Origin of the sequence: Paenibacillus sp. FSL H8-0548, from assembly GCF_038630985.1 — a bacterium.
Taxonomy (GTDB): domain Bacteria; phylum Bacillota; class Bacilli; order Paenibacillales; family Paenibacillaceae; genus Pristimantibacillus.
On sequence record NZ_CP152049.1, the window covers coordinates 2447410 to 2468069 of the forward strand.

Here is a 20660-nt window from a genome sequence, read left to right on the forward strand (position 1 = left end):
CAGGATTATTCGTGATTTGAGGAGGCTTACGATGTATGGGAATGGACGTTTTTTTCGCCAGTTATTTGAAATATGCAATCCCTCTATTGCTTGTGAGCGGATTGCTGATATTAGCACTGGACATCAAACACTTTGAACTAACGAAAATGATCAAAGAAAAGAAAGTTTCCCGTTTCTTGGGATGGCTAAATATTATGATCGCATGTTTCCTTTTCGTAGGGAGTTGGATTCTTAAAAAGTGGGGGTGATCGTCAGTCTGAGGAGCATCTTAATTAAAGCGAGGTATCGTCATCGTGTCATGCCAATGGACAAAATCGGTCAAGCTGTCATGTATCATTCTTCTCACCGTTCCCTTCTTGACTGGCTGTTGGGATCGTCTTGAAATCGAGGAACGCGCTGTCATATTGGGGATTTCTATAGACTTGGCAGGATCCGAGGCAGAGCAAGAGGAGGACGAGGTCTCCCACCTCAGAGGCAGCTTTCCCACTCCGGAAGAAGCGATGATTCGCGTTGCTGCACAGATTGCACTTCCCGGAAGGATTCCGCTCGGGCCAGGGGAAGGAGGCGGCAGTAGTGAAGGGTCGGGAGAAACGGTGTGGGTCATAGACGTGGTAGGCCATTCCGTCGATGATGCGCTCATGAACTTGCAGCAGCAACTTTCCAGCAAACTGTTTTACGGACATTTGCGCGTTATCGTCGTTTCCGAAGCGGTAGCCAAGAGTGGTTTGCAGAATGTGAATGATGTCCTCAGGCGCAATTCGGAAGTGCGTAGAATGATGTGGATGATAATATCAAAAGGAAATGCGAAAAAAATCATGACCGCTTCCCCGAAACTGGAACGCGTTCCGAGTCTCTACCTGCTGTCAACGTTGGACAATGCCGTTAAGCTAGGCAAATTTCCGAATGATTATGTCGGCCTGTTCTGGAGCAATTCCTCTAAGAAAGGGCAGGAAGGCTTTCTTCCGTATGTTGAGTTGATGAAAGAACAGAACATTAATCTGTTGGGAATGGCTTATTTTAAAGACGACAAGATGGTAGGGACAACGAAACCGTTTGAAATTGCAGGCTATATGGGAATTAAAGGTCTTAATCCCGCAGGTTATCGGGGAGTTGCCAACTTAGATGAGGGGGCAATAATGATCGTCGCTACCCATCGCGAATCGAAATTCGACGTACGGATCGAGGGTGGCCGTCCACATTTTAAAATATATGTCCAAACCGAGATCAATCTGGAGGAAATAATTAGTGGCCAGTTTCTTGTCGTGAATGAGAAGATCATAAAGGATATCGAAGATGAAAACATAAAGTCGCTCAAGAAATCATATGAAAGTTTGATCAAACAAACGCAGCGAAAAGGATCCGACATATTCGGCTTCGGCGAGTATTTACGGGCCAAAAACCCCCGGTACTGGGACAGGGAGATCCGGACTAAGGAGCGCTGGCAAGAGGCCTACAAGGATGTCGTAGTTGAAGTGAGCGTAAATACAAGAGTCCGTCGGGTTGGCATGAAAGCGAAATAGTCAATAAAAAAAGGCTTCTAGACTTATGTGGGGTTCCGTAGTCAATATAGATCCACCTCGTTCAAAACTGCCAAATCGAGCTGGCGAATGCGCGCCTGATCGGCAATCATATCGATCTCGGTGATTGTGCCATCCGCAACCTTGAGTTCTAGAACAAAGAGCAGTTGGCCACGTCTTCACTCGATTTCACATAATTTGCGGTAAGGCCTTTAGTTTTTGAGACGTCGCTATTCATTACCACCCCCTACATTGGAAGGATTTTAAACTCGCGGGTAACTGCGCCCGTACCATGCAACCTACGGTAAGTTTCCGGCGTCATGCCTTCCTTCCGGCGAAACGTGGCCACGAAGTGGCTCGCGTCGCGGAATCCGACTGCTTCGCCGATTCTCCGTACCGTCCAGTCCGGCCGGGACGGAAGCCATTCCTTCGCTTTCCGGATCCTCAGTTGAATTAAGTAAGCATATGCCGTCTGGCCGAACAGCTCTCGAAACTTCTCGTTCAGTTGTCTCTCACCGATATCAAGCAAGGATGCCATCTCCGTAAGTCCAATTCCGGGATCTGCGAATTCCGCTTCGAGAAAGTCTAGCAGAAGTTGAATTCGCTCCAGCCGTTTCGATATCGATGGCCGGTTGTCCGTTCGCGCATCGGTTCGAAGCAGCGTTAGGAATTGGTACAAATCCGATGAAAACTGCCATCCTGACGGATCGCCTCCAGACTCGGCGAGCGTCAGCATGTCTGCTAATTTTTTCGATATCCGAGCATTGCCGACTTCCCACTGGAAGCGCTCCGCCATGTTCCATCCGAATGATTGGATGAAGCTTGCCGCCATGCTCCCGTGAAACGTGATAAACCCAGTATGCCAAGAGCCGTTCTTTGCTTCGTAACGATGAGGCGTTCCTGGGGATAACAATACCCCTGAGTGCTCGGTCATTTTCCAGATTTGACCATTCGTCGATAGCTCGCCTTCGCCTGCGAGTGTCTGGAGCCAGTGGAAATAGGGGTAGCCATTCGGCCGCTCTATCGTCTCTTGCTCGGGACTCACTCCGATCGATTCGAGCTGCAGCGGCAGCAATTCTGCAGGCGAAGCGGGAACGATGCGTCGTTTCATAGTGAACCTCCATATTCTTATATGCGATTTCTATATTATTATATGGGACCTTATAAAATTAAGTTTTACAATGAAGAGGTATACTGCGATTTTATCATATAATTCAAGGAGTGACTTCATGTGGGACGGAATGGACCTCTATCACACCTTGAGCCCAGAAGGCGGCATTCCTTCAAGATTGGTTATCCCAGCTGTATCTTTTTAAGTATGTGAATCTGACAAGAGGGGACGATTGAGATGAAAATTAGCGCAAAAGAAAGCGACTTGAAGCAAGTCGTCGGACGTGTGGCGGAGTACACGTTCGGCATGGATCTAACTTGGGACTGGCCGGGAGGAGTTGCCTACTACGGCGTCAGTCGGGCTTACGAAGTGACGGGCGAGCAAGTATATCTGGATCGAATGATCGCTTGGGTAGACGAATACATAGAGGCGGGACTTCCGGTTTGGACGGTCAATACATGCGCGATGGGGCATATGCTGCTCACCTTGTACGAGCAGACGAAGGACGAGCGGTATGCGGAGCTTATTTTCAGCAAGCTCGATTATTTGGAGAACAAAGCACTACGTTTCGGCGACCGAGTGCTTCAGCATACAGTGTCGGCCAAAAATGATTTTCCGGAGCAGTGCTGGGCGGATACTTTGTTCATGGCGGCGTATTTCATGCTGCGCGCGGGCATTATGTTTGACAAAAAACATCTCGTAGAAGACGCTTTGCATCAATTTTTCTGGCATATCAATTACTTGCAGGACGAGAACGACGGGCTGTGGTATCACGGCTACAATCATATCAAGAAGGATCACATGTCCGGCATTTATTGGGCGCGTGCCAACGGCTGGGCGGCCTATACGATGTCCAGAGCTGCCAAAATATTGCCGGAGGCCTATCTGTATCCACCGATGATGCATATATGGAGTTCATTGCGCGATCAGCTCGCCGCAATCAAGAAGCTGCAGCAGGAAGACGGTCTCTGGGGCACCGTGCTTGATTTTCCGGAAGCCTATGGTGAAGTGTCAGCTACCGCGGGCATCGCGGCGGCTATGGTCACGCAAGGAAACCCGCTGCACGGGAAGCATGTGCAGAAGGCGCTTGACGGCCTGCTAGCGAACATTGCAGACAACGGCCGCGTTAGGAACGTATCGGGAGGCACCGCCGTCATGAACGACATCGCTGGTTACCTCCGCATCGACCGGAAATGGGCGCAGGGCTGGGGGCAGGGGCTAGGCCTTGCTTTCTTGGCCACGGTTATCGACGAAATCAAACAAGAGTAGGATTTTGCGGGAACGATGAGATATCTCGGTTAGCAAGGAAGAGAGCCCTGCGTAATGCGCAGGGCTTGTTGTCGTTTGAAGATGTCTCGGGTTGTGAGGATAAAGGTGCCATCCTCCTTAGCTGTTCAATCACTGGCGGTTCCGGTACTGCTTCGGCGTCATTCCCGCGTGCTTCTTGAATGCCTTCACGAAATGAGCTTGATCATAGAAGGTAAGCCGCTCGCCGATTCTCGAAATCGTGTCGCTCGAGTGGTCAAGCAGCTTCTTAGCTTCCTCGATTCGTTCGCGCTGGATGTAGTTCATCAGAGTCAGACCGGTTTCCTTCTTGAACAGCTGGGACAAATAATGAGGATTAAGTCCGGATACTTCAGACAGCAGCTGCAGGGTGATTTCCCCGAAGAGGTGAAGGTAGATATACTCCTTGCTTTTCTGGACCGCTTTAGAATGGTTGTTATTTTGGCACTGGTTGACTCGGTCGGCAAAATCCGAAATGGCAGTGAACACGGTCGTCTCTATCGCTCCTAAATCGTTCAACTCCTCGATATGCTGAACATGCAGGTCGCATAACGTCATGGCCAGCTCTTGATACACGCCTCCTTCAGTGGCTGCACGGCTGCTTAAGGCGATTCCACAAATCGCAAGATTTTTGACGCTGCGAATATGACTTCGTTTCGACTGAACTCCAACAGGGTTGTTCCCGCTGGTCATTTTCACCAGTTGTTTCATCAACTCTTTCTTGTCCCCGCGCTTAATGAGCGCAAGCATTTGATTCACTCCAACGATTCCATCATGAAAAATAGAATATTCCCGCCGGTCGGCCAGCTCCAGCTCCTTCTCCTGCTGTTGATTAGCTAGTCCGAATTGCAAAGTGGATTGGAGAACGTCCGTAATGTCGAGAGCCTCCTGATTCACGATCCAATTCGCCAAAACGCAAATATGAAGGAACCGAAAGCGGTCGACAAACGGAAGGCTATCCCCGTATTCCGTCCATTTCGGCTGATCCTGGACCTGGATACCATGCTCTATCAACCATTCGCGGTTCAACTCATTGGAATCCCGCCTGGTAGTCGGGCCGATGACGATAACAGCCTGACATTGTCCATTGCGCTTCACCGGCACTACGGCAAACTGCTCCAAATCATTGATCTCGTAAATAATCGGGAGGTTCAATTCCGTTCCCTTCGCAGCTGCCGAACGTAAGAGTTCAGCCGGATCTGTAATCGTTGGATGAGCGGCAAGCTCGGCACTCCAGATGGATTCCTGCTGCATGGCAGCATTCCATTTGCAGAAAATAGGCAGCTGCAAGCTTTCATGAACGTATTTGCACAAATAGTCCAGTTCGGTTAATTCTCCTCCAGAATCCATCCATTCATCCTCTTTTCGTACAATTAATATACGTAACATACCATACTTAGAGATTAACGTGTGCCATAATTCAAATGTAAAGGCTTACACATGTACAACTTGGAGGGGGAGATTTATGGCATCTGCAGAGGTAATTAGAGAAGAGGTTAACGATGAAGGCGAGCGGCCGAGGCTTAAATTAAGCGAAAAGATTGGGCTTGTTATCGGGAATGCGCCGAATACGTTTCATTACCAAATTATTCAAATGTATTTATTGTTTTTCTATACGGATTTTATGAAAATCAGTCCAGCTTTTATAGCAGCCTTATTTCTCATTACTCGCATCGTCGATGCGTTGTTGGCTCCGATTTTTGGCGCGATGCTGGATAAAATCACCACGCCTTGGGGGAAATACACCCCTTGGTTTCTCATCCTAGGCGTTCCTTTCGCTATCTCCGGCTGGCTAACCTTCACGGTTCCCGACTTAGGCGAATCCGGCAAGATGGTTTATGCCGTCGTGACCTACGCGATTTATAGTTTGTTCGCTTCCATCATCACGATCCCGAGCCAAGCAGTGGTGCCGGCGGTGACGAAGAGAATTGAAGAGCGAATAACGATCGCTCAGCTTGGCTTTCTGTTCATTCTATTTGGTGCTCTAGTTGTACAGGTTGGCACGGTTCCTTTGTACAAAGCGTTAGGAGGAGGAGATGATGGCAAGGGCTTTTCCATCTTTATGGCTGCAGCGGCAGTCATAACTATTGTGATATCCGTTTATCAATCGGTACGAGTGAAGGAACGATATATTGTAGCTGCAAAAAAAGATAAGAAGTCGCCTTCTTTCAGGCAGATGTTTGCTGCTACTTTCTCGAACAAATACGCCATTATTTTATATGTGTATTTGTTCTCAAGCGCTATATCTTCCGGTATTCGTTCCGGTGTTCAGATCCATTTTTATAAATATTTTTTCAACAATGAAGGCTTAATGGCGCTTATTGGCATAGTTGTCCTAATCCCCACGCTTATTGGCGTAGCCTTCAGTTAAAGGGTAATCAGACGGTTCGGATTGAGAAATACGGTGCTTGCAGGTGTAATCGTCAATCTCATGACATGCCCAATCTTTTTATTTCTCTCTCCCGATACGACCGGTCTCGTGATGCTTATAGCGGTATCTGTTCTCACCAGTCTAATTGGCGGCTTCGCAAGTCCTGCCCAGGGAGTGATGATGCCCGCAGCAATCGATTACACCGAATGGAAGAGCGGACTGAACTTGAACGCGTTTATGAGCTCGTTCAACGGCTTCATCCAAACCTTTGCGACAGCGTTATCCGGAGCGATTGCGGCAGGAGCGCTGACTGTGATCGGATATGTGCCGGGCGTGGAGCAAAGCGACGGAACATTGTTCGGACTTAAAGTGATAATCGGGGTTCTACCCGCGGTATTCGGCGCATTCGCCATATGCATGATTTGGTTTGATCTGACGGAAGAAAAGCAGTCCCGTATTTCAAAAGAACTAGCAGAAAGAAGGAGAAATGCCTAATGTCGACTCACGATACGAATCAAGCAAACAACGTAAATACGTTATATGACGGTCAACAGGACGCTCAATTTCAGAGTCCTTATATCGATATAGACGAGTGGAGAGAGGAGCCCGTGCGTCATCGGTATATGCATGGCGGATTCACAGGCACCGAAACGAGGTTTTCGTTTTATTTTCCGCTTGAAGAGAATTACAATGAACGCTTCTTTCAACCGGTCAACCCTGTGCAAGGCAGCGAGAATGCGGCTCAATTCCAGGTTGAAGGCATCGACAACAAAATCGGCTTTGCCATAACCAGCGGCTCTTATCTGGTGGAAACCAATATGGGCGGCGCATCCTCCGACTTTACGCTCGTATATCGGGCTAGCGCTGCAGTGGCGCTATTCTCACGGGTGAAAGCGGTAGAGCTGTTCGGACCGCATCGTCCATACGGTTATATTTATGGCGGGAGCGGCGGCGGATTCAAGACGATGAGCTTCTTGGAAAATACGACCGGCATTTGGGACGGTGCCGTGCCGTTCGTTATCGGTACACCTATGGCGATTCCCAACGTGTTTACAGCTCGCGTCCATGCCATGAGAATTCTTAAGGATAAATTCACTGGCATTATCGATGCGCTTGAGCCTGGAGGCAGCGGGGACATGTATGCCGGATTGAACGAGGAAGAACGACAAGCCCTTGAAGAAGTGACGCGGTTGGGCTTTCCACCGAAGGCATGGTTTGCTTACAAAGAGATAGGCGACGGTGCTCTTACGGTTCTGACACCTGCTGTGATGAAGATGGATTCCGACTATTTCGAGGAGTTCTGGACCATTCCCGGGTACCTTGGCGCCGATCCCGAAAGCTCGGCATCGAAGGCCCGACTTCAATATCGGACGACGATATCGGAGGTTGTGTGGCCGCGCAGGCAAGGGACTTCGGAGTCAACTTCAGCGAACAATATGGGAGTTGATGAAGCTTGGAAAATGCTGACGGAAGCGGAAGAGAGCATTCCTTATTTTAAAGTGGAGAGATTACCGGGAGGGGAAGCTTATCTGGATGGAGCATTCATCCGAGTCGTTAGCGGTGAGGCGGCAGGTTTGAAAATTCCGCTCGGACGGATCGACGGGAACGTTGTCACGATCGGGTCGGCATTCGGTTTCTTCGCATCGCTTCAAAGTCTGGAATCCGTGAAAGCGGGCGACGAGATTGTGCTCGACAATTCGGATTACATCGCCATTCAAACCTATCATCGGCATCAGGTTCCGTCCAGTGACTACGAAGTATGGGACCAATTCCGAGATGCAAACGGTGAGCCGTTGTATCCGCAGCGTCCGTTGCTAGTGGGACCGGCTGTTGCTTTCGGAGGAGCCGGCTCCGTTCAAAGCGGGCGGTTTCAAGGGAAAATGATCGTCGTGCAGACGCTTATGGATGAGAGCGCATTCCCTTGGCAAGCAGATTGGTATCGCAGAAAAGTGCAAGAACATCTAGGCGAGAACTTGGATGAACGCTTCAGGCTCTGGTATGTTGATCACGCTTTGCACGCGGATACAAGCTCGAATGGTGCGCTCAATGAGCTTCATATTGTGACGTATGTACCTGCGCTGCATCAGGCGCTTCTGGATTTGAGCGATTGGGTGGAGCGGGGCATTGTGCCTCCAGTCAGCACGAATTATGAAGTTGTAGACGGACAAGTTGTTGTTCCCCCTAGTGCGGCCGACCGCAAAGGCATTCAACCTGTCATAGCCCTTACGACCAATAGCAGTAAACGCGCAGAAGTCTCCGTTCTAGAATCCGTTCATTTCGAAGCAGTGATCGAAGTTCCACCGAATACGGGGAGGATCGTGGCTGCAGAGTGGGATTTTGAAGGGGAGGCTGACTTCCCGGTAAAAGCGGCCATTCGTCATCTGAATGAAGAGGGATCGCAAGCCGTGGTTGAGGGGACGTACGCATTCTCCAAGCCCGGTACGTATTATGTCGTATTGCGGGCAGCGTCGAACAGGAATAGCGGAAGCGGAGACTTCTATACGCAGGTGCCGAACTTATGCCGAGTACGGGTCGTCGTGAAGTAAAAGGATAAAGTTATAACGATAGACCGTTAACTCTGTGGTGAATACCTACATTAACGGTCTTTGTTTGTCTCAGGATTATCAAACTTGAGTAACGTTAAGGGCGCTGCGCGAGAAGATCGTTCTTACGATAGTAAAAACACGTCAAATATGACGTGTTTTTTTAATAGTTATAAGTTATCTAGATAACGCTGTAAAACATACATATCGCTATTACTATTTTAGAAGAAGGAAGCATGATATGCGAATAACTCTTCCTACAAACAAGCAAGCTCCTTATTTATCTACTGATAACGTAATGTGTATTATTTTTTAATTCCCCAATATCTCAAAATATTATACTTTTTGAATCCAGCGAGTGTGATAGAATAATGAAACTCATGCTCCATTCCAAGGCAAAGAGTAGGGAGGTGCGAACTTGTAATCGTTTTAAATACTGTGTCTTCTTTTTTCTAATGGTTATTTTCCAATTCGAAGATCAATATCTCGTAACAATGCGTGAACATACTTCATGACGGAGGACTACCCATGAGACCCTGGCAAGACATTTCATTCCCCAATTCAATCTTCATCCGGCTGATTACAACTTTTTTGCTCATCATGATCCCCATATTTTTGCTGGGTCTTTATATTTATAATTGGAGTGTCAAGACAGCCAAAGAAGACATCACTAAATCGGCAGAGACGCAAGTTTCCACCTATCAATCAGATCTCGAAAACGAACTCGAACGGATGAAGCTCCTTTTGTATGATTCGATCAATGACAGTAATTTGAATAAGCTGTCCGTTACATGGTCGGCGATGGGAAATGTCAAGCGAACCGAGAGCATTAACTTGGTTCAAGACCGGTTGACTACGATACAAAATAGCAGCGCTTATATTCGTAATGTGTCTGCTCATGTTCCATCAACAGGCAAATCGATTTCATCTAAAGATGGCGCCTATACCTTTGATGAAGAGCGTTATTACAGTCTGCAGACTGTATTTGGACAAGGTGCAAAATTGATTGTTTGGCATGATGGCCTCCACATCAGCGCTTCGAGGCTTAGCGGTACTAAAGGAGTGAGTCCATTATTTGTAGTAGAGATTGAACTGGAAACGGGTAAGCTATGGGAAGCATTAGGTCAGTTTAATGCATACCCTGGAAGCGGATCTTATCTTATGGTAAAAGATACAAGCTTCTCGCTTCGGACAGGAAGCGATATTGAAAATGACTTCGACTATAGTGATATTGCACTAAGATTAGGTGCATATGATGGCGCTAGCACAGCATCAATAAATATTAAAGGAAACAGTTATCTCTTTACGCAATCAACATCTGAATTATTGGAGCTTACTATTGGTAAATATATTCCGGAACATGTCATTTTACAGCCGATTGATCGTTTTTATATTTGGGCTTGGGTGTTCGTGCTGACTGCAGTTCTTATTATTGTGGTATACACATTATCGACGTACAAGTTCATTCATAAGCCGCTACTCACGCTGGTCAAGAGTTTTCGTCGTATGGAGAACGGGGATTTCAACATCGAAATTAAGCATGCGCATAACGATGAATTCCGTTACCTTTACAGCCGTTTTAACCACATGGTGGAGAACCTGCGTAATTTGATTGATCGCGTATATAAGCAAGAGATTATGACGCAGCGTGCTGAATTGAAACAACTGCAATCACAGATCAATCCACATTTTCTTTACAACAGCTTCTTTATTCTAAATACGATGGCAAGAACGAAAGACTTTGAGAGTGTCGAACAGTTCACGATGCAGTTGGGTGAGTACTTTCAGTTTATAACAAGGAATGCATCGGACGACATTAGTCTTCGTGAAGAGATCCATCATGCCCGTATTTATACGAATATTCAGGCTTTCCGATTTTCCCGTCGCATTAAGGTTCTGTTTGACCCGCTGCCAGAGGATATGGAATTTCTTGCGGTTCCCCGTCTGATCGTTCAGCCAATTATTGAGAATAGCTTTGAGCATAGTCTGGAAAAAATGAAGAATGGCGGCCAACTCTGCATACGTTTTGAATCAACTGAAGAAGCGTGGAATATTGTTGTGGAGGATAACGGCAACAGTATGAATGATCAGAATTTGATGCAATTGTCACGTGCGATGAGCAGCAGTGAGCCTGGAGCAGAAACGACAGGTTTGATTAACATTCATCGCAGGCTCGTATTGAGTTTTGGCGATCAGAGTGGGCTTCGAGTGGTTCGAAGTGGACTAGGTGGCCTTCGAGTTGACCTTTGCATCCCTAAAGAGAGGAGAATGAAACATGTTTAGATTACTCATCGTCGATGACGAAGAATATATCACCGATGGATTGTATGAGGTGATCAGTGGGCTGGACGAGCCTGATCTGGACGTGTGCAAGGCCTATTCGGCCAGCGAAGCACTGGACTGGCTTGGTCGTACGCGCATAGATATTGTGTTGACGGATATTCGCATGCCTGATATTGATGGACTGGAGTTGTTCGAGCGAATCAAGGCAAATTGGCCACGATGTCGTACTATTTTTCTTACGGGATATCCGGAGTTCGGGTATGTCTATCAGGCTATCCAGTCCCCAGGTGTTAGTTACCTGCTAAAGACGGAAGGCTACGACAAATTGATTGCAAAAATTACAGATACCGTACGAGAGCTGGAGGAAGGTCTGCGGATTACCGATTTGCAACAGCGATCGCTGGAACTCGAACAAGAACTGAAGTCTCATCTTCATGGCGACTATTTGAGAGATCTCTTAGCTGGTAAGATTCCATTTGCCAATCTAGCTTTCGATTTTGAGGAAATGAGCCTGCAGCTTGATTCGGATAAGCCGATTCTGATGACGGTGTGCCAAATTATGGAGGTGGATTCCGAATCATTGCACGCAGCAAGGAAGGAATCGCTTAGTGCTGTTCACTACTTGACCAATTCTTTCTTGTCAGAACAAGTTAGATCTGTTTGTGTGACAGATAGGCGCGGCAACTTGGTTTGGTTCATCCAACCGATGAGAACAGATGAGGACTCTCCAGTCTTGGAGCTGAGTGAGACTAGCCGAATCGTCCAAGGAACACTTGAGCTCGTTCAGAAGGCTTGTATGGAATCTCTAGAATTATCAGTAGCTTTTGCAATCAACGAATCATTGAGAAGCTGGGAGGAGGTTGTAGAATGCTACGAAAGGCTGCAACAGCTATTATGGCTTCGAATCGGAGATGGGGTATCGATGATCGTCAAGGATCATTTGGAATGGGGAGAAGCGGATAGTAGGCCATCCAACCAAGAGCGCACACCTATACAAAAAGCCGAGTTGTTGATGGGTTATCTAGAATTTGGCCGCAAGCCCCAGTTCGAAGCTCTGCTGGAAGAATGCGAGCAGGAACTACTTGCTGAAGATGCGGATGGCCTGCAGGCGTTGGAGTCCTATTATGCAATTACACTCGCGCTTCTATCTCACATTAATCGTTGGCGGCCAGCAAATATTAAGGTTGAGTTTGGTCGTCTTATTCGATTCGACGATCATGTTTCCCGGAGCGAGGCTATGGCTTACGTAAAGGAGACGGCACGCACGTTGTTTTTGGATCGTCATACTGAAGAAAGACGCAGAGCCCAGGATATCATCGAACGAGTACAGGTCTATATTGAGGAGCATCTTTCAGGCGATTTATCCCTAGTGCGTCTGTCAGAGCTGGTTCACTTCAATCCTGCCTATCTATCGAGGCTGTTTAAGCAAGAATGTGGTGTTAATCTTTCTACCTACATCGAGGAAATACGGCTGCGAAAGGCCAAAGATTTGCTGGGAAGAGGCGAGGAAAAGATTCATGAAGTCGGAGCTTTAGTAGGGTATGAGACCGCTCATTCATTCACTCGTTTCTTCAAGAAAGCGATTGGTGTTACCCCTCAGGAGTTTAGGAAAGCGCTATCAAATAAGTAGACGAAGGGTAAGGAATGTCAAAACAAGTACATGGATTGGTAGGTTCCTACAAGTCATAATAGTGGTAGCGGAGGTTGTAGTCTTACAATCGCAGCTAAATTGAATCAAGAAGGGGGAATCGCTATGAACATGCAGAAACGCAAACGGATCACTATCCTGCCGGTGATTGCAATTATGATCATTGTGTTGGTGTTGTCGGCTTGCAGCAAAAATGAAAGCGATAACAAGAATGGGGAAGAGGCGACAAACGCAAATAATGCCTCGGCGAGCGCAGAGCAAGGCCCGCTCAGCAAATATGATCCGCCTATTGAAATTTCGTTTGTAAGGTCCACGGACGACACGCTCGAGACGAACGTCCTCGGCAACCTGACAGGAGAGACGTTGGTGGACAACCGGTGGACGCGTTTGTACGAAGAGACGCTTGGCATCAAACTCAAATACGATTGGGTCGTTAAAGGCAACGATCAATATAACCAGAAGCTGAACGTTACGCTGGCATCAGGAGAGCTACCAAATGTTATCCTAGTAGACGCCATCCAGCTTAAGCAGCTGGCAGATTCCGATATGATTGAGGACCTAACTGATTATTACGATAAATTCGCTTCACAGCTTACGAAGGATACACTTGCTCAGGAAGGGACAGCTCCGTTTGACAGCACGATCATCGATGGCAAATTGATGGGACTGCCATTAACCGATAGTGCGATTGATCGTTCACAACTGCTATGGATTAGAATGGACTGGCTAGAACAACTGGGATTGCAGCCTCCTAAGTCAATGGACGATGTACTAGCTATTTCGAAGGCTTTTACAGAAGGTGATCCAGATGGAAATGGCAAGCAGGATACATTTGGTCTTGGGTTATCGAAGGAACTATGGGGAGGGGCAATGGCACTGGAGGGCTTCATGGCTGGTTACGATGCCTTTCCCAACATGTGGATAGAAGATGCAACGGGCAGCATCGTATATGGCGGCATCCAGCCGGAAATAAAGAAGACTTTGCAGATCCTTCAGAATATGTTGAAGGCTCAGCAGATTGAAAAAGAATTTGGCATCAAGGATTCTGGTAAAGTAGCTGAACAGTTCGCGTCCGGCAAGATTGGCATGCAGTATGGCCAACAATGGAATTCTCTTTGGCCATTGCAGGCAAGCCGTGATAATGATCCCAACGCTCAGTGGCAGCCATTCTCACTTGTGAATGAAAGCGGAGAATTAGCGAAAGTTCCACATCAGTCGAATACTCGATTGGCGTATGCGGTTCGTAAAGGGACTTCGAATCCTGAGGCTGTTATTAAGATGTATAATTTGCACTTAGAAAAGAACTGGGGAGAAAGCGCGGAAAATGACAAGTATTATGCGCCGCCAGAGGCGGAAGGGGTATGGAAGCTGTCACCTGTAACTCCAGCACCGGCGATCAAGAATCTTGCTGCATACCGGGAAATAAATGAGGCGCGTCAATCTGGGGACACCTCAGTTCTGCAGGGAGAAGCTAAAAGTATTCAAGCAAAGTTGGATGAATTCGCGTCAGGCAGCAAGGATGGGTTCGCATTGTGGGGCTGGGAACGGATTTATGGTCCGGAAAGTTCCTATGCAGTCATTGACCAGTACGATAAAAATGGCCAGTTTCTGATGGACGCCTTCACTACTGTGCCAACACCGACCATGATCGAAAGAAAATCAACGCTGGATAAGCTTCAGAATGAAACATTCATCAACATCATTCTTGGGGATTCCATTGAAAGCTTCGATAAATTCGTCACGGATTGGAAAAGGCTTGGCGGCGACGACATTACTCAAGAGGTAAATGCAGCACGAATCAAGTAGGCTGAAATATCGGGGGAGAGAATGGCGTAGTCCGTCCTCCCTTTTTTTCTCAGAAGGTTTTCATGGAGGAGAGAAATATGCTTAAACGCAAATGGCGACAAGAACTCCCGCTGCACACAATGATTTTACCTGGACTCGCATTTATTATCGCATTCTCCTATATACCTATGGCGGGAATTGTGCTGGCGTTTCAAAAATTCATTCCCGCAAAGGGATTGTTCGGTGATCAAAAATGGATTGGCTTGGATAATTTCAAGTACGTTATGGATTTACCCGGTTTCTATCAGGTGCTTTGGAATACGTTTTATATTTCCAGTTTAAAATTGCTGTTTGGCCTTATCGTGCCCATCGTTTTTGCTATATTGCTGAATGAGCTTCGAGGAAAATTTTTGAAACGATCTATTCAGACAGCCATTTATTTACCCCATTTCTTGTCCTGGGTCATTTTAGGAGGCATTCTGGTTGACATGTTGTCGCCATCAGGCGGTATCGTAAACTCCATTTTGCAGTCAATTGGATTAGAACCTATCTTTTTTCTTGGGGATAATCGCTGGTTCCCCACGACACTAGTCGTTTCGGATGTATGGAAAAACTTCGGATATGGGACGATCGTTTATTTAGCAGCTATTATGGGTATTGACCCCGCTCAATACGAGGCGGCGACCATCGATGGTGCAAATAGGTGGCATAAAGCATGGTATATCACTATTCCGGGCATGCGCATGGTCATTGTGCTTCTGTCCGTTCTAAGTTTAGGACAATTACTGAATGCTGGTTTCGATCAAGTATTCAATCTCTATAGTCTTCCCGTATACAAAAGCGGAGATATCCTGGATACATTCGTTTATCGGATCGGTTTGCTTGATGCCCAGTTTGGGGTCGCAACCGCTGTTGGGCTATTCAAATCGATCATATCACTGCTGCTCATTTCGGTGTCCTATTTCTGTGCTTACCGATTTGCAAAGTATCGGATATTTTAAGGAGGAACGGAAATGTCCAAGAACACGACAACTGGGAATTATCCCTCAGACACCGCTTCTTCTCTCAAGCGAATCGACTGGTTCGAGATCTTAAACGCTGTGCTGCTTATACTGGTATCACTGCTTTGTATCTTGCCATTAGTACACATTGCAGCTGTTTCATTCAGTTCCAGTTCTGCTGCTTCTACCGGTTTGGTAAAGCTGTGGCCGGTCGAATTCACGCTAAAGTCCTATGCCTACGTTGGCGGGCGCGAGGAGTTTTGGAGAGCGATGCTCGTATCATTGCAGCGTATTGCAATAGGGACGCCACTTAATCTATTGCTTATTTTGCTGGTCGCATACCCTCTATCGAAAGAGCCTAACCAATTTGCCTTCCGGAGCGTATATGCTTGGGTTTTCTTCATTCCTCTCTTATTTAGCGGAGGACTGATACCGTGGTATATCACGATCAAACAGTTCGGTCTGCTCGACAGCATATGGGCGCTAGTTTTACCGGGAGCTGTCCCCATATTCAGTGTCGTTTTAATGCTTAATTTCTTTCGCCAAACACCAAAAGAACTGGAAGAAGCGGCCGTTATGGACGGGGCTGGTCAATGGTTGATTCTATGGCGCGTATTCATCCCTATTTCGATGCCAGCACTAGCTACACTTGCGCTGTTTTCGATGGTTGATAACTGGAACAGTTGGTTCGATGGACTGATTCTCATGAACAACCCGATGAATTATCCGCTTCAGAGCTATATTCAGACTATTGTGGTTCAGAGCGATTTTGGTGCCATGACCCGCGAGGATTTAATGAATTTGTCTCAAATATCTGACCGTACGCTGAAAGCTTCGCAGATTTTCTTGGGAACATTGCCGATTATTATGGCTTATCCATTTCTGCAAAAATACTTCGTGAAGGGTATCGTAGTCGGGAGTGTTAAAGGCTAGCGGCGTTTGAAAGACAACATCATCTTCATTCAAAAGGAGGATTCTGAATGACATTGCTTCATTGGCGTGAAAGCGAGCGCGGAACGGAGTTTTACATGAATGGACGCAAGGTAGGTGTCGCTGTCTTCGATGAAGGCTCGAAGGATACTTTTGTCCTGACGGAGGAGGGCGTTGTTTGTTGGACGAGAAGCACGAAGAAGCCAACGACAGAGATGACGATGAGGTTCGAAGCGGATTACGCTACAGAATATGATCTAATTCCCGCGTTGCAATACAACGGAAATAAATATGCTATCCAAGACTTTATCGATGTCCGAAATGCGGCAACGACTGTCGAGCAAGCAGAGAAAAAGGAAGAACCGACGTACTTTGCTAATCAAAGGGAAGCGGATTCCGGTCTTCCGTGGCGATTTGGCTGGCATCGAATGAGCGTCCCTGGAGCGAGTTATTCGGAAGGGAAACAGATGTCACTAGCCGGTTTTCTTCCTACAGGACAGCTGGATGGAGCTTGCTCGCTTTATGAGGAGAACGGGGGAACCATTCACGAATGGCTGTGGCCAGAACAAGATGGTCCACTTCCCGTATACACGGAAGGCAAGCTAGCCCAGCAATACTGTAAACCGATTTTTCCGCGAAATGAGTTCAGCGTCATGTTGGTGTTCGCCGCAGCCGAACGTCCTCGCGAGTCCTGGAGCAAGCTGCTGGATGCAGCCTGGAAGCAGAACTACGTATTGCACGCACCTAAGCGCTCTTATGATAACCTGTGGGAGCTGGGCATTCAATATGCGAAGCTGCTCTATACCGAGGAAGCTGACGGATTCAAGGGATTCAGTATAGGCTTCACTTGGGAGAACGAGGCATGGGTAAAAAGATCCGTGCAAAAATATGAAATTGGATGGTGTGGGCAAAATGCCTCACTTGCGAATTCCTTGTTGATCCACTCCGCGATGGGGGGAGACAAGGAAGCTGCAGAGATGGCGATTGCTGTACTAGATTCATGGCTTGCCGCTGCTGCTCCTAACGGTCTTCTTCCGACGCACTACGACAACAATATCTATACGAACGGACATGCCAAGACGGTCGATGCTTGTAATCTAGGCACGGCCGCAGTTCAACTATTCGAGGCAGAACGAAACGCCAGGATATTGGGCATTGATCGGCCAGCATATGGTCAAATGGCAATACGAATTTGCGACTTCGCTCTGAAGGTTATGGACAATTCCGGACGCATAGGAAAGAGTTGGCTTGAATTGGACCTTTCTCCGGCTGTGAAGGAGGGGGGCACAGGCGCATTCCTTACGATGGCACTCTGTGAAGGGGCAAAAGCGACTGGAAGTGATCGTTATCTGTTGGAAGCTAAGCGAAGCCATGCTTATTATATGGCAGAGCTGCAACAGAGCGGATATACGACAGCTGGTGCTCTGGATATATTTTCGATTGATAAGGAATCTTGTATTCCATTGCTGAAAAGCAGTATGCTGCTGCACGACATAACAGGCGATCCTTCTTACCTGGCTTGTGCGGAGCGTGCAGCATGGTATCTGTCCACTTGGCAGTGGCATTTCACAAAGCCCTTCCCGGAGGAAAGCCTACTTGGGCAATTAGGTTATGATACATTCGGGGGAACGGCGGTATCCATTCACGGCGGCATGGATCCTTTCGCGCTTTGTTACGTACACGAATTGTGCGATCTGGCGGCTTTGACAGGGCGTTCGCAATGGCAGCAACGCGCAGGGGCTATTTGGCGGCACGGTCAACAGGGCATATCTGATGGAGACCTGAGGCTTGACGGCAAATCGCCTCGACCCGTCGGTAGCCAAGATGAATCATGCAATTACACCTATGGGAAGAGTGAAAACAAACCTACTCAGTGGCTTGTTGCTTGGCCAGCAGCGTTCCGTTTAGAGGCGTTACGCAAGATTTTGCCGGAAAATTCCGAGTACGAGAGGCGAATATTTTAAGCAGAGAGTGAGGGGTGTATATGCGATCATTTTATATTAACGACATAGAGGGTGACGACCGTCAAGACGGACGATCCGAACAGGAGCCTTGGAAATCGTTAAATAAAGTTAATGAAACTTTATTTCTTCCCGGTGATCGAATTTTGTTTCGAGCGGGAGGACTTTGGAACGGCATGTTATGCCCAACCGGTTCCGGCGTAGAGGGATTGTCTATCGAGGTGGATCGTTACGGAGAAGGTGATAATCCATTAATCGCCGGCAATGGTGCAGAAGCAGCCGTCAAACTTGACGGTTTCAGCTACTGGACGATCCGCAATATTAGAGTGACCAATCATGCAGATGAGCGGGCTCTTCGCAGCGGCATTGCCGTATACGGAAAAGCGAATGCTGTAACATCAGGAATTCGCATTGAAAGCTGTGAGGTGTTTAATGTCACGGGTGAAAATCGTCGTAATCTTGATCCTTACCGAAGCATGTACTGGAATTCGGGGATTTATGTCAGTATTCCGGGCCGTTCCTCGGAGACTAGTTATTTAGACAACGTCGTGATTTCTGGAAACTATATACATGACGTACTAACCAGCGGCATACGCGTTAATCAGCTTGAAGATTTTATTACAGATATTTATCATACAGGCATCGTTGTGCGCAACAATACCATTCGGCGTACAGGCAGCGATGGCATTATCGTAGCTAATAGTATATCTCCGCTCATTGAATTCAACCGTTGTTTCGACGCTGGTGCATTGGGCAATCTGGAAGATACAAGACTGATTGCAGGGATATGGGTGTGTGCCACTTCGGATGCACTGATTCAATACAACGAAGTCGCACGAACCCGTCTCTTTGAGAATGACGGTACAGCATTTGACACTGACTGGGGAACTTCCGGAACGACAATTTTTCAATACAATTATTCCCATGATAATGAAGGGGGATTTTGGTTGGATTGTGCTGGAATCAACTATAATCCAGGCTATAAAGGAACGATTTTGCGAAACAATATTAGCGTCAACGATAGACGATGTATTATTCAAGCAGATTCGGGTCTTCCATCATTGCTTGAAGAGAATTTATTCTATCAGTATGAAGGTATGAGCCCAATAGATATTGTTGCACAGGCAGAAGGCCATTCGCATTGCTTCAAGCGAAATACTTTCTACTTCCGTAGTACACCGCTTGACGGCTGGAAATCATCTGTATATGAAGAAAACTGTTATTTTCCGTGCGAACCTAACCCGAATGATAAGTCGGCGAGTTTGGAGGAGCCGCGCTTTAATGCCCCTTTACCGCAGAAGAGTGAATTGGAAGGTAAGAGAAAATTTTGGAAATACTACTAAATTGAATTTTTGTTGAAACTGCGAACCGGGTAACCGTGTTCGCAGTTTTTGCTTTATTAGGGTATGTCTTCAAAGCTGGTATGTAACTTATTAGCTTATACAAAAAGGACTAAAGGATCGTATTGTCGAATTAACAATAGGGTTTTCACATTTTAAAGACCGATTTCAGGAATTAAGGATATATTCGTAATGAGCCTTCCTATATAATTTGAGCAAACATAGGAATGGTGGGACAGAGATGAATTTGAAACTAGTGCAAGATGATATCATTTTATTCCAAGGGGATAGTATTACAGATGTTGGACGAAATAGAGAGCAGAGCGAGGATTTAGGAAGAGGTTATCCCTATATGATTGCATCCAAGCTAGCTTATCAATATCCTAGTATGAATTTGACATTCTATAATCGCGGAATAAGCGGCAATCGAGTAATTAATCTGCAGGAGAGATGGGATCGGGATTGTCTTGCGCTTAAACCGAACTGGGTATCCATCTATATTGGCATCAATGACACCTGGCGCAGGTATGATCGCAATGATCCTACGTCAGCTGAGCAGTTTGAAACGGGCTATCGGGATATATTGACACGCACGAAAGAGCAGCTTCAAGCCAATTTGATTATGCTAGAACCGTTTGTTCTTCCTCATCCAGCTGACCGCGAGGCGTGGAGAGAGGATCTTGATCCGAAAATAACGATTGTTCGCAAGCTTGCCAGAGAGTTCAATGCGCTGCTTGTTCCACTTGACGGATTATTCGCGCAAGCATCCATGAAAGCGCATTCCTCTTACTGGGCGGGAGATGGTGTACATCCTTCGGCTGCAGGCCATGCGCTAATCTCCGATGCTTGGCTTCGTGCAATAGAAAAGACTTAGAATTAGTAGGCA

General features: G+C 47.0%; 14 protein-coding genes and 1 pseudogene. 13 read left to right on the plus strand and 2 right to left on the minus strand.

Annotation, left to right across the window (positions count from 1 at the left end; translation table 11 throughout):
• The first annotated feature begins 35 nt into the window (after positions 1 to 35).
• Both MHI37_RS10285 and MHI37_RS10290 read left to right on the plus strand, forming a co-directional pair.
• Positions 36 to 248: a CLC_0170 family protein gene (locus tag MHI37_RS10285; protein WP_083676041.1), complete on the plus strand. Its 213-nt coding sequence runs from the start codon at positions 36 to 38 to the stop codon at positions 246 to 248.
• A 45-nt stretch (positions 249 to 293) separates the two neighbouring features.
• Complete coding sequence (locus MHI37_RS10290; RefSeq protein WP_144023587.1) at positions 294 to 1520, plus strand: Ger(x)C family spore germination protein; 1227 nt, start codon at positions 294 to 296, stop codon at positions 1518 to 1520.
• A 244-nt stretch (positions 1521 to 1764) separates the two neighbouring features.
• Here the strand turns inward: MHI37_RS10290 and MHI37_RS10295 are convergent, their stop codons facing one another.
• Positions 1765 to 2628, minus strand: coding sequence for an AraC family transcriptional regulator (locus MHI37_RS10295; RefSeq protein WP_076334886.1), 864 nt, complete (start codon positions 2626 to 2628; stop codon positions 1765 to 1767).
• 237 nt (positions 2629 to 2865) lie between these two features.
• On the opposite strand from MHI37_RS10295, the gene MHI37_RS10300 reads away from it, so the two are divergent.
• A complete protein-coding gene (locus MHI37_RS10300) occupies positions 2866 to 3897 on the plus strand; it encodes a glycoside hydrolase family 88 protein (RefSeq protein ID WP_076334887.1) in 1032 nt (343 codons plus the stop codon).
• 129 nt (positions 3898 to 4026) lie between these two features.
• Here the strand turns inward: MHI37_RS10300 and MHI37_RS10305 are convergent, their stop codons facing one another.
• Positions 4027 to 5262, minus strand: coding sequence for a helix-turn-helix domain-containing protein (locus MHI37_RS10305; protein ID WP_076334888.1), 1236 nt, complete (start codon positions 5260 to 5262; stop codon positions 4027 to 4029).
• A 115-nt stretch (positions 5263 to 5377) separates the two neighbouring features.
• On the opposite strand from MHI37_RS10305, the pseudogene MHI37_RS10310 reads away from it, so the two are divergent.
• The 10 genes and pseudogenes from MHI37_RS10310 (at position 5378) to MHI37_RS10355 (ending at position 20648) form a co-directional block, all read left to right on the plus strand.
• Positions 5378 to 6778, plus strand: a pseudogene (locus MHI37_RS10310) (glycoside-pentoside-hexuronide (GPH):cation symporter).
• Complete coding sequence (locus tag MHI37_RS10315; protein WP_076334891.1) at positions 6778 to 8829, plus strand: hypothetical protein; 2052 nt, start codon at positions 6778 to 6780, stop codon at positions 8827 to 8829. Before MHI37_RS10310 ends, MHI37_RS10315 begins: the two are co-directional and overlap by 1 nt.
• A 525-nt stretch (positions 8830 to 9354) precedes the next feature.
• On the plus strand, positions 9355 to 11109 hold the full coding sequence (locus MHI37_RS10320; protein ID WP_076334892.1) for a histidine kinase: 1755 nt from the start codon (positions 9355 to 9357) through the stop codon (positions 11107 to 11109).
• Positions 11102 to 12739, plus strand: coding sequence for a response regulator (locus tag MHI37_RS10325; RefSeq protein ID WP_076334893.1), 1638 nt, complete (start codon positions 11102 to 11104; stop codon positions 12737 to 12739). Before MHI37_RS10320 ends, MHI37_RS10325 begins: the two co-directional genes overlap by 8 nt.
• A 123-nt stretch (positions 12740 to 12862) precedes the next feature.
• The gene (locus MHI37_RS10330) at positions 12863 to 14563 is read left to right on the plus strand and encodes an extracellular solute-binding protein (RefSeq protein WP_076334894.1); all 1701 of its coding nucleotides are present in this window, start codon (positions 12863 to 12865) and stop codon (positions 14561 to 14563) included.
• 77 nt (positions 14564 to 14640) lie between these two features.
• Positions 14641 to 15543, plus strand: coding sequence for an ABC transporter permease subunit (locus tag MHI37_RS10335; protein ID WP_076334895.1), 903 nt, complete (start codon positions 14641 to 14643; stop codon positions 15541 to 15543).
• Positions 15544 to 15555: 12 nt separating this feature from the next.
• Positions 15556 to 16476, plus strand: a complete 921-nt coding sequence (locus MHI37_RS10340; protein WP_076334896.1) for a carbohydrate ABC transporter permease — start codon at positions 15556 to 15558, stop codon at positions 16474 to 16476.
• 47 nt (positions 16477 to 16523) lie between these two features.
• Entirely contained in the window at positions 16524 to 18437 is a 1914-nt protein-coding gene (locus tag MHI37_RS10345; protein ID WP_076334897.1) for a hypothetical protein, read from the plus strand.
• 20 nt (positions 18438 to 18457) lie between these two features.
• Positions 18458 to 19777, plus strand: coding sequence for a right-handed parallel beta-helix repeat-containing protein (locus MHI37_RS10350; RefSeq protein ID WP_076334898.1), 1320 nt, complete (start codon positions 18458 to 18460; stop codon positions 19775 to 19777).
• 238 nt (positions 19778 to 20015) lie between these two features.
• Positions 20016 to 20648 carry an SGNH/GDSL hydrolase family protein gene (locus MHI37_RS10355; RefSeq protein WP_076334899.1) on the plus strand — a complete coding sequence of 211 codons (633 nt, stop codon included), beginning with the start codon at positions 20016 to 20018 and terminating at the stop codon, positions 20646 to 20648.
• Positions 20649 to 20660 lie beyond the last annotated feature (12 nt).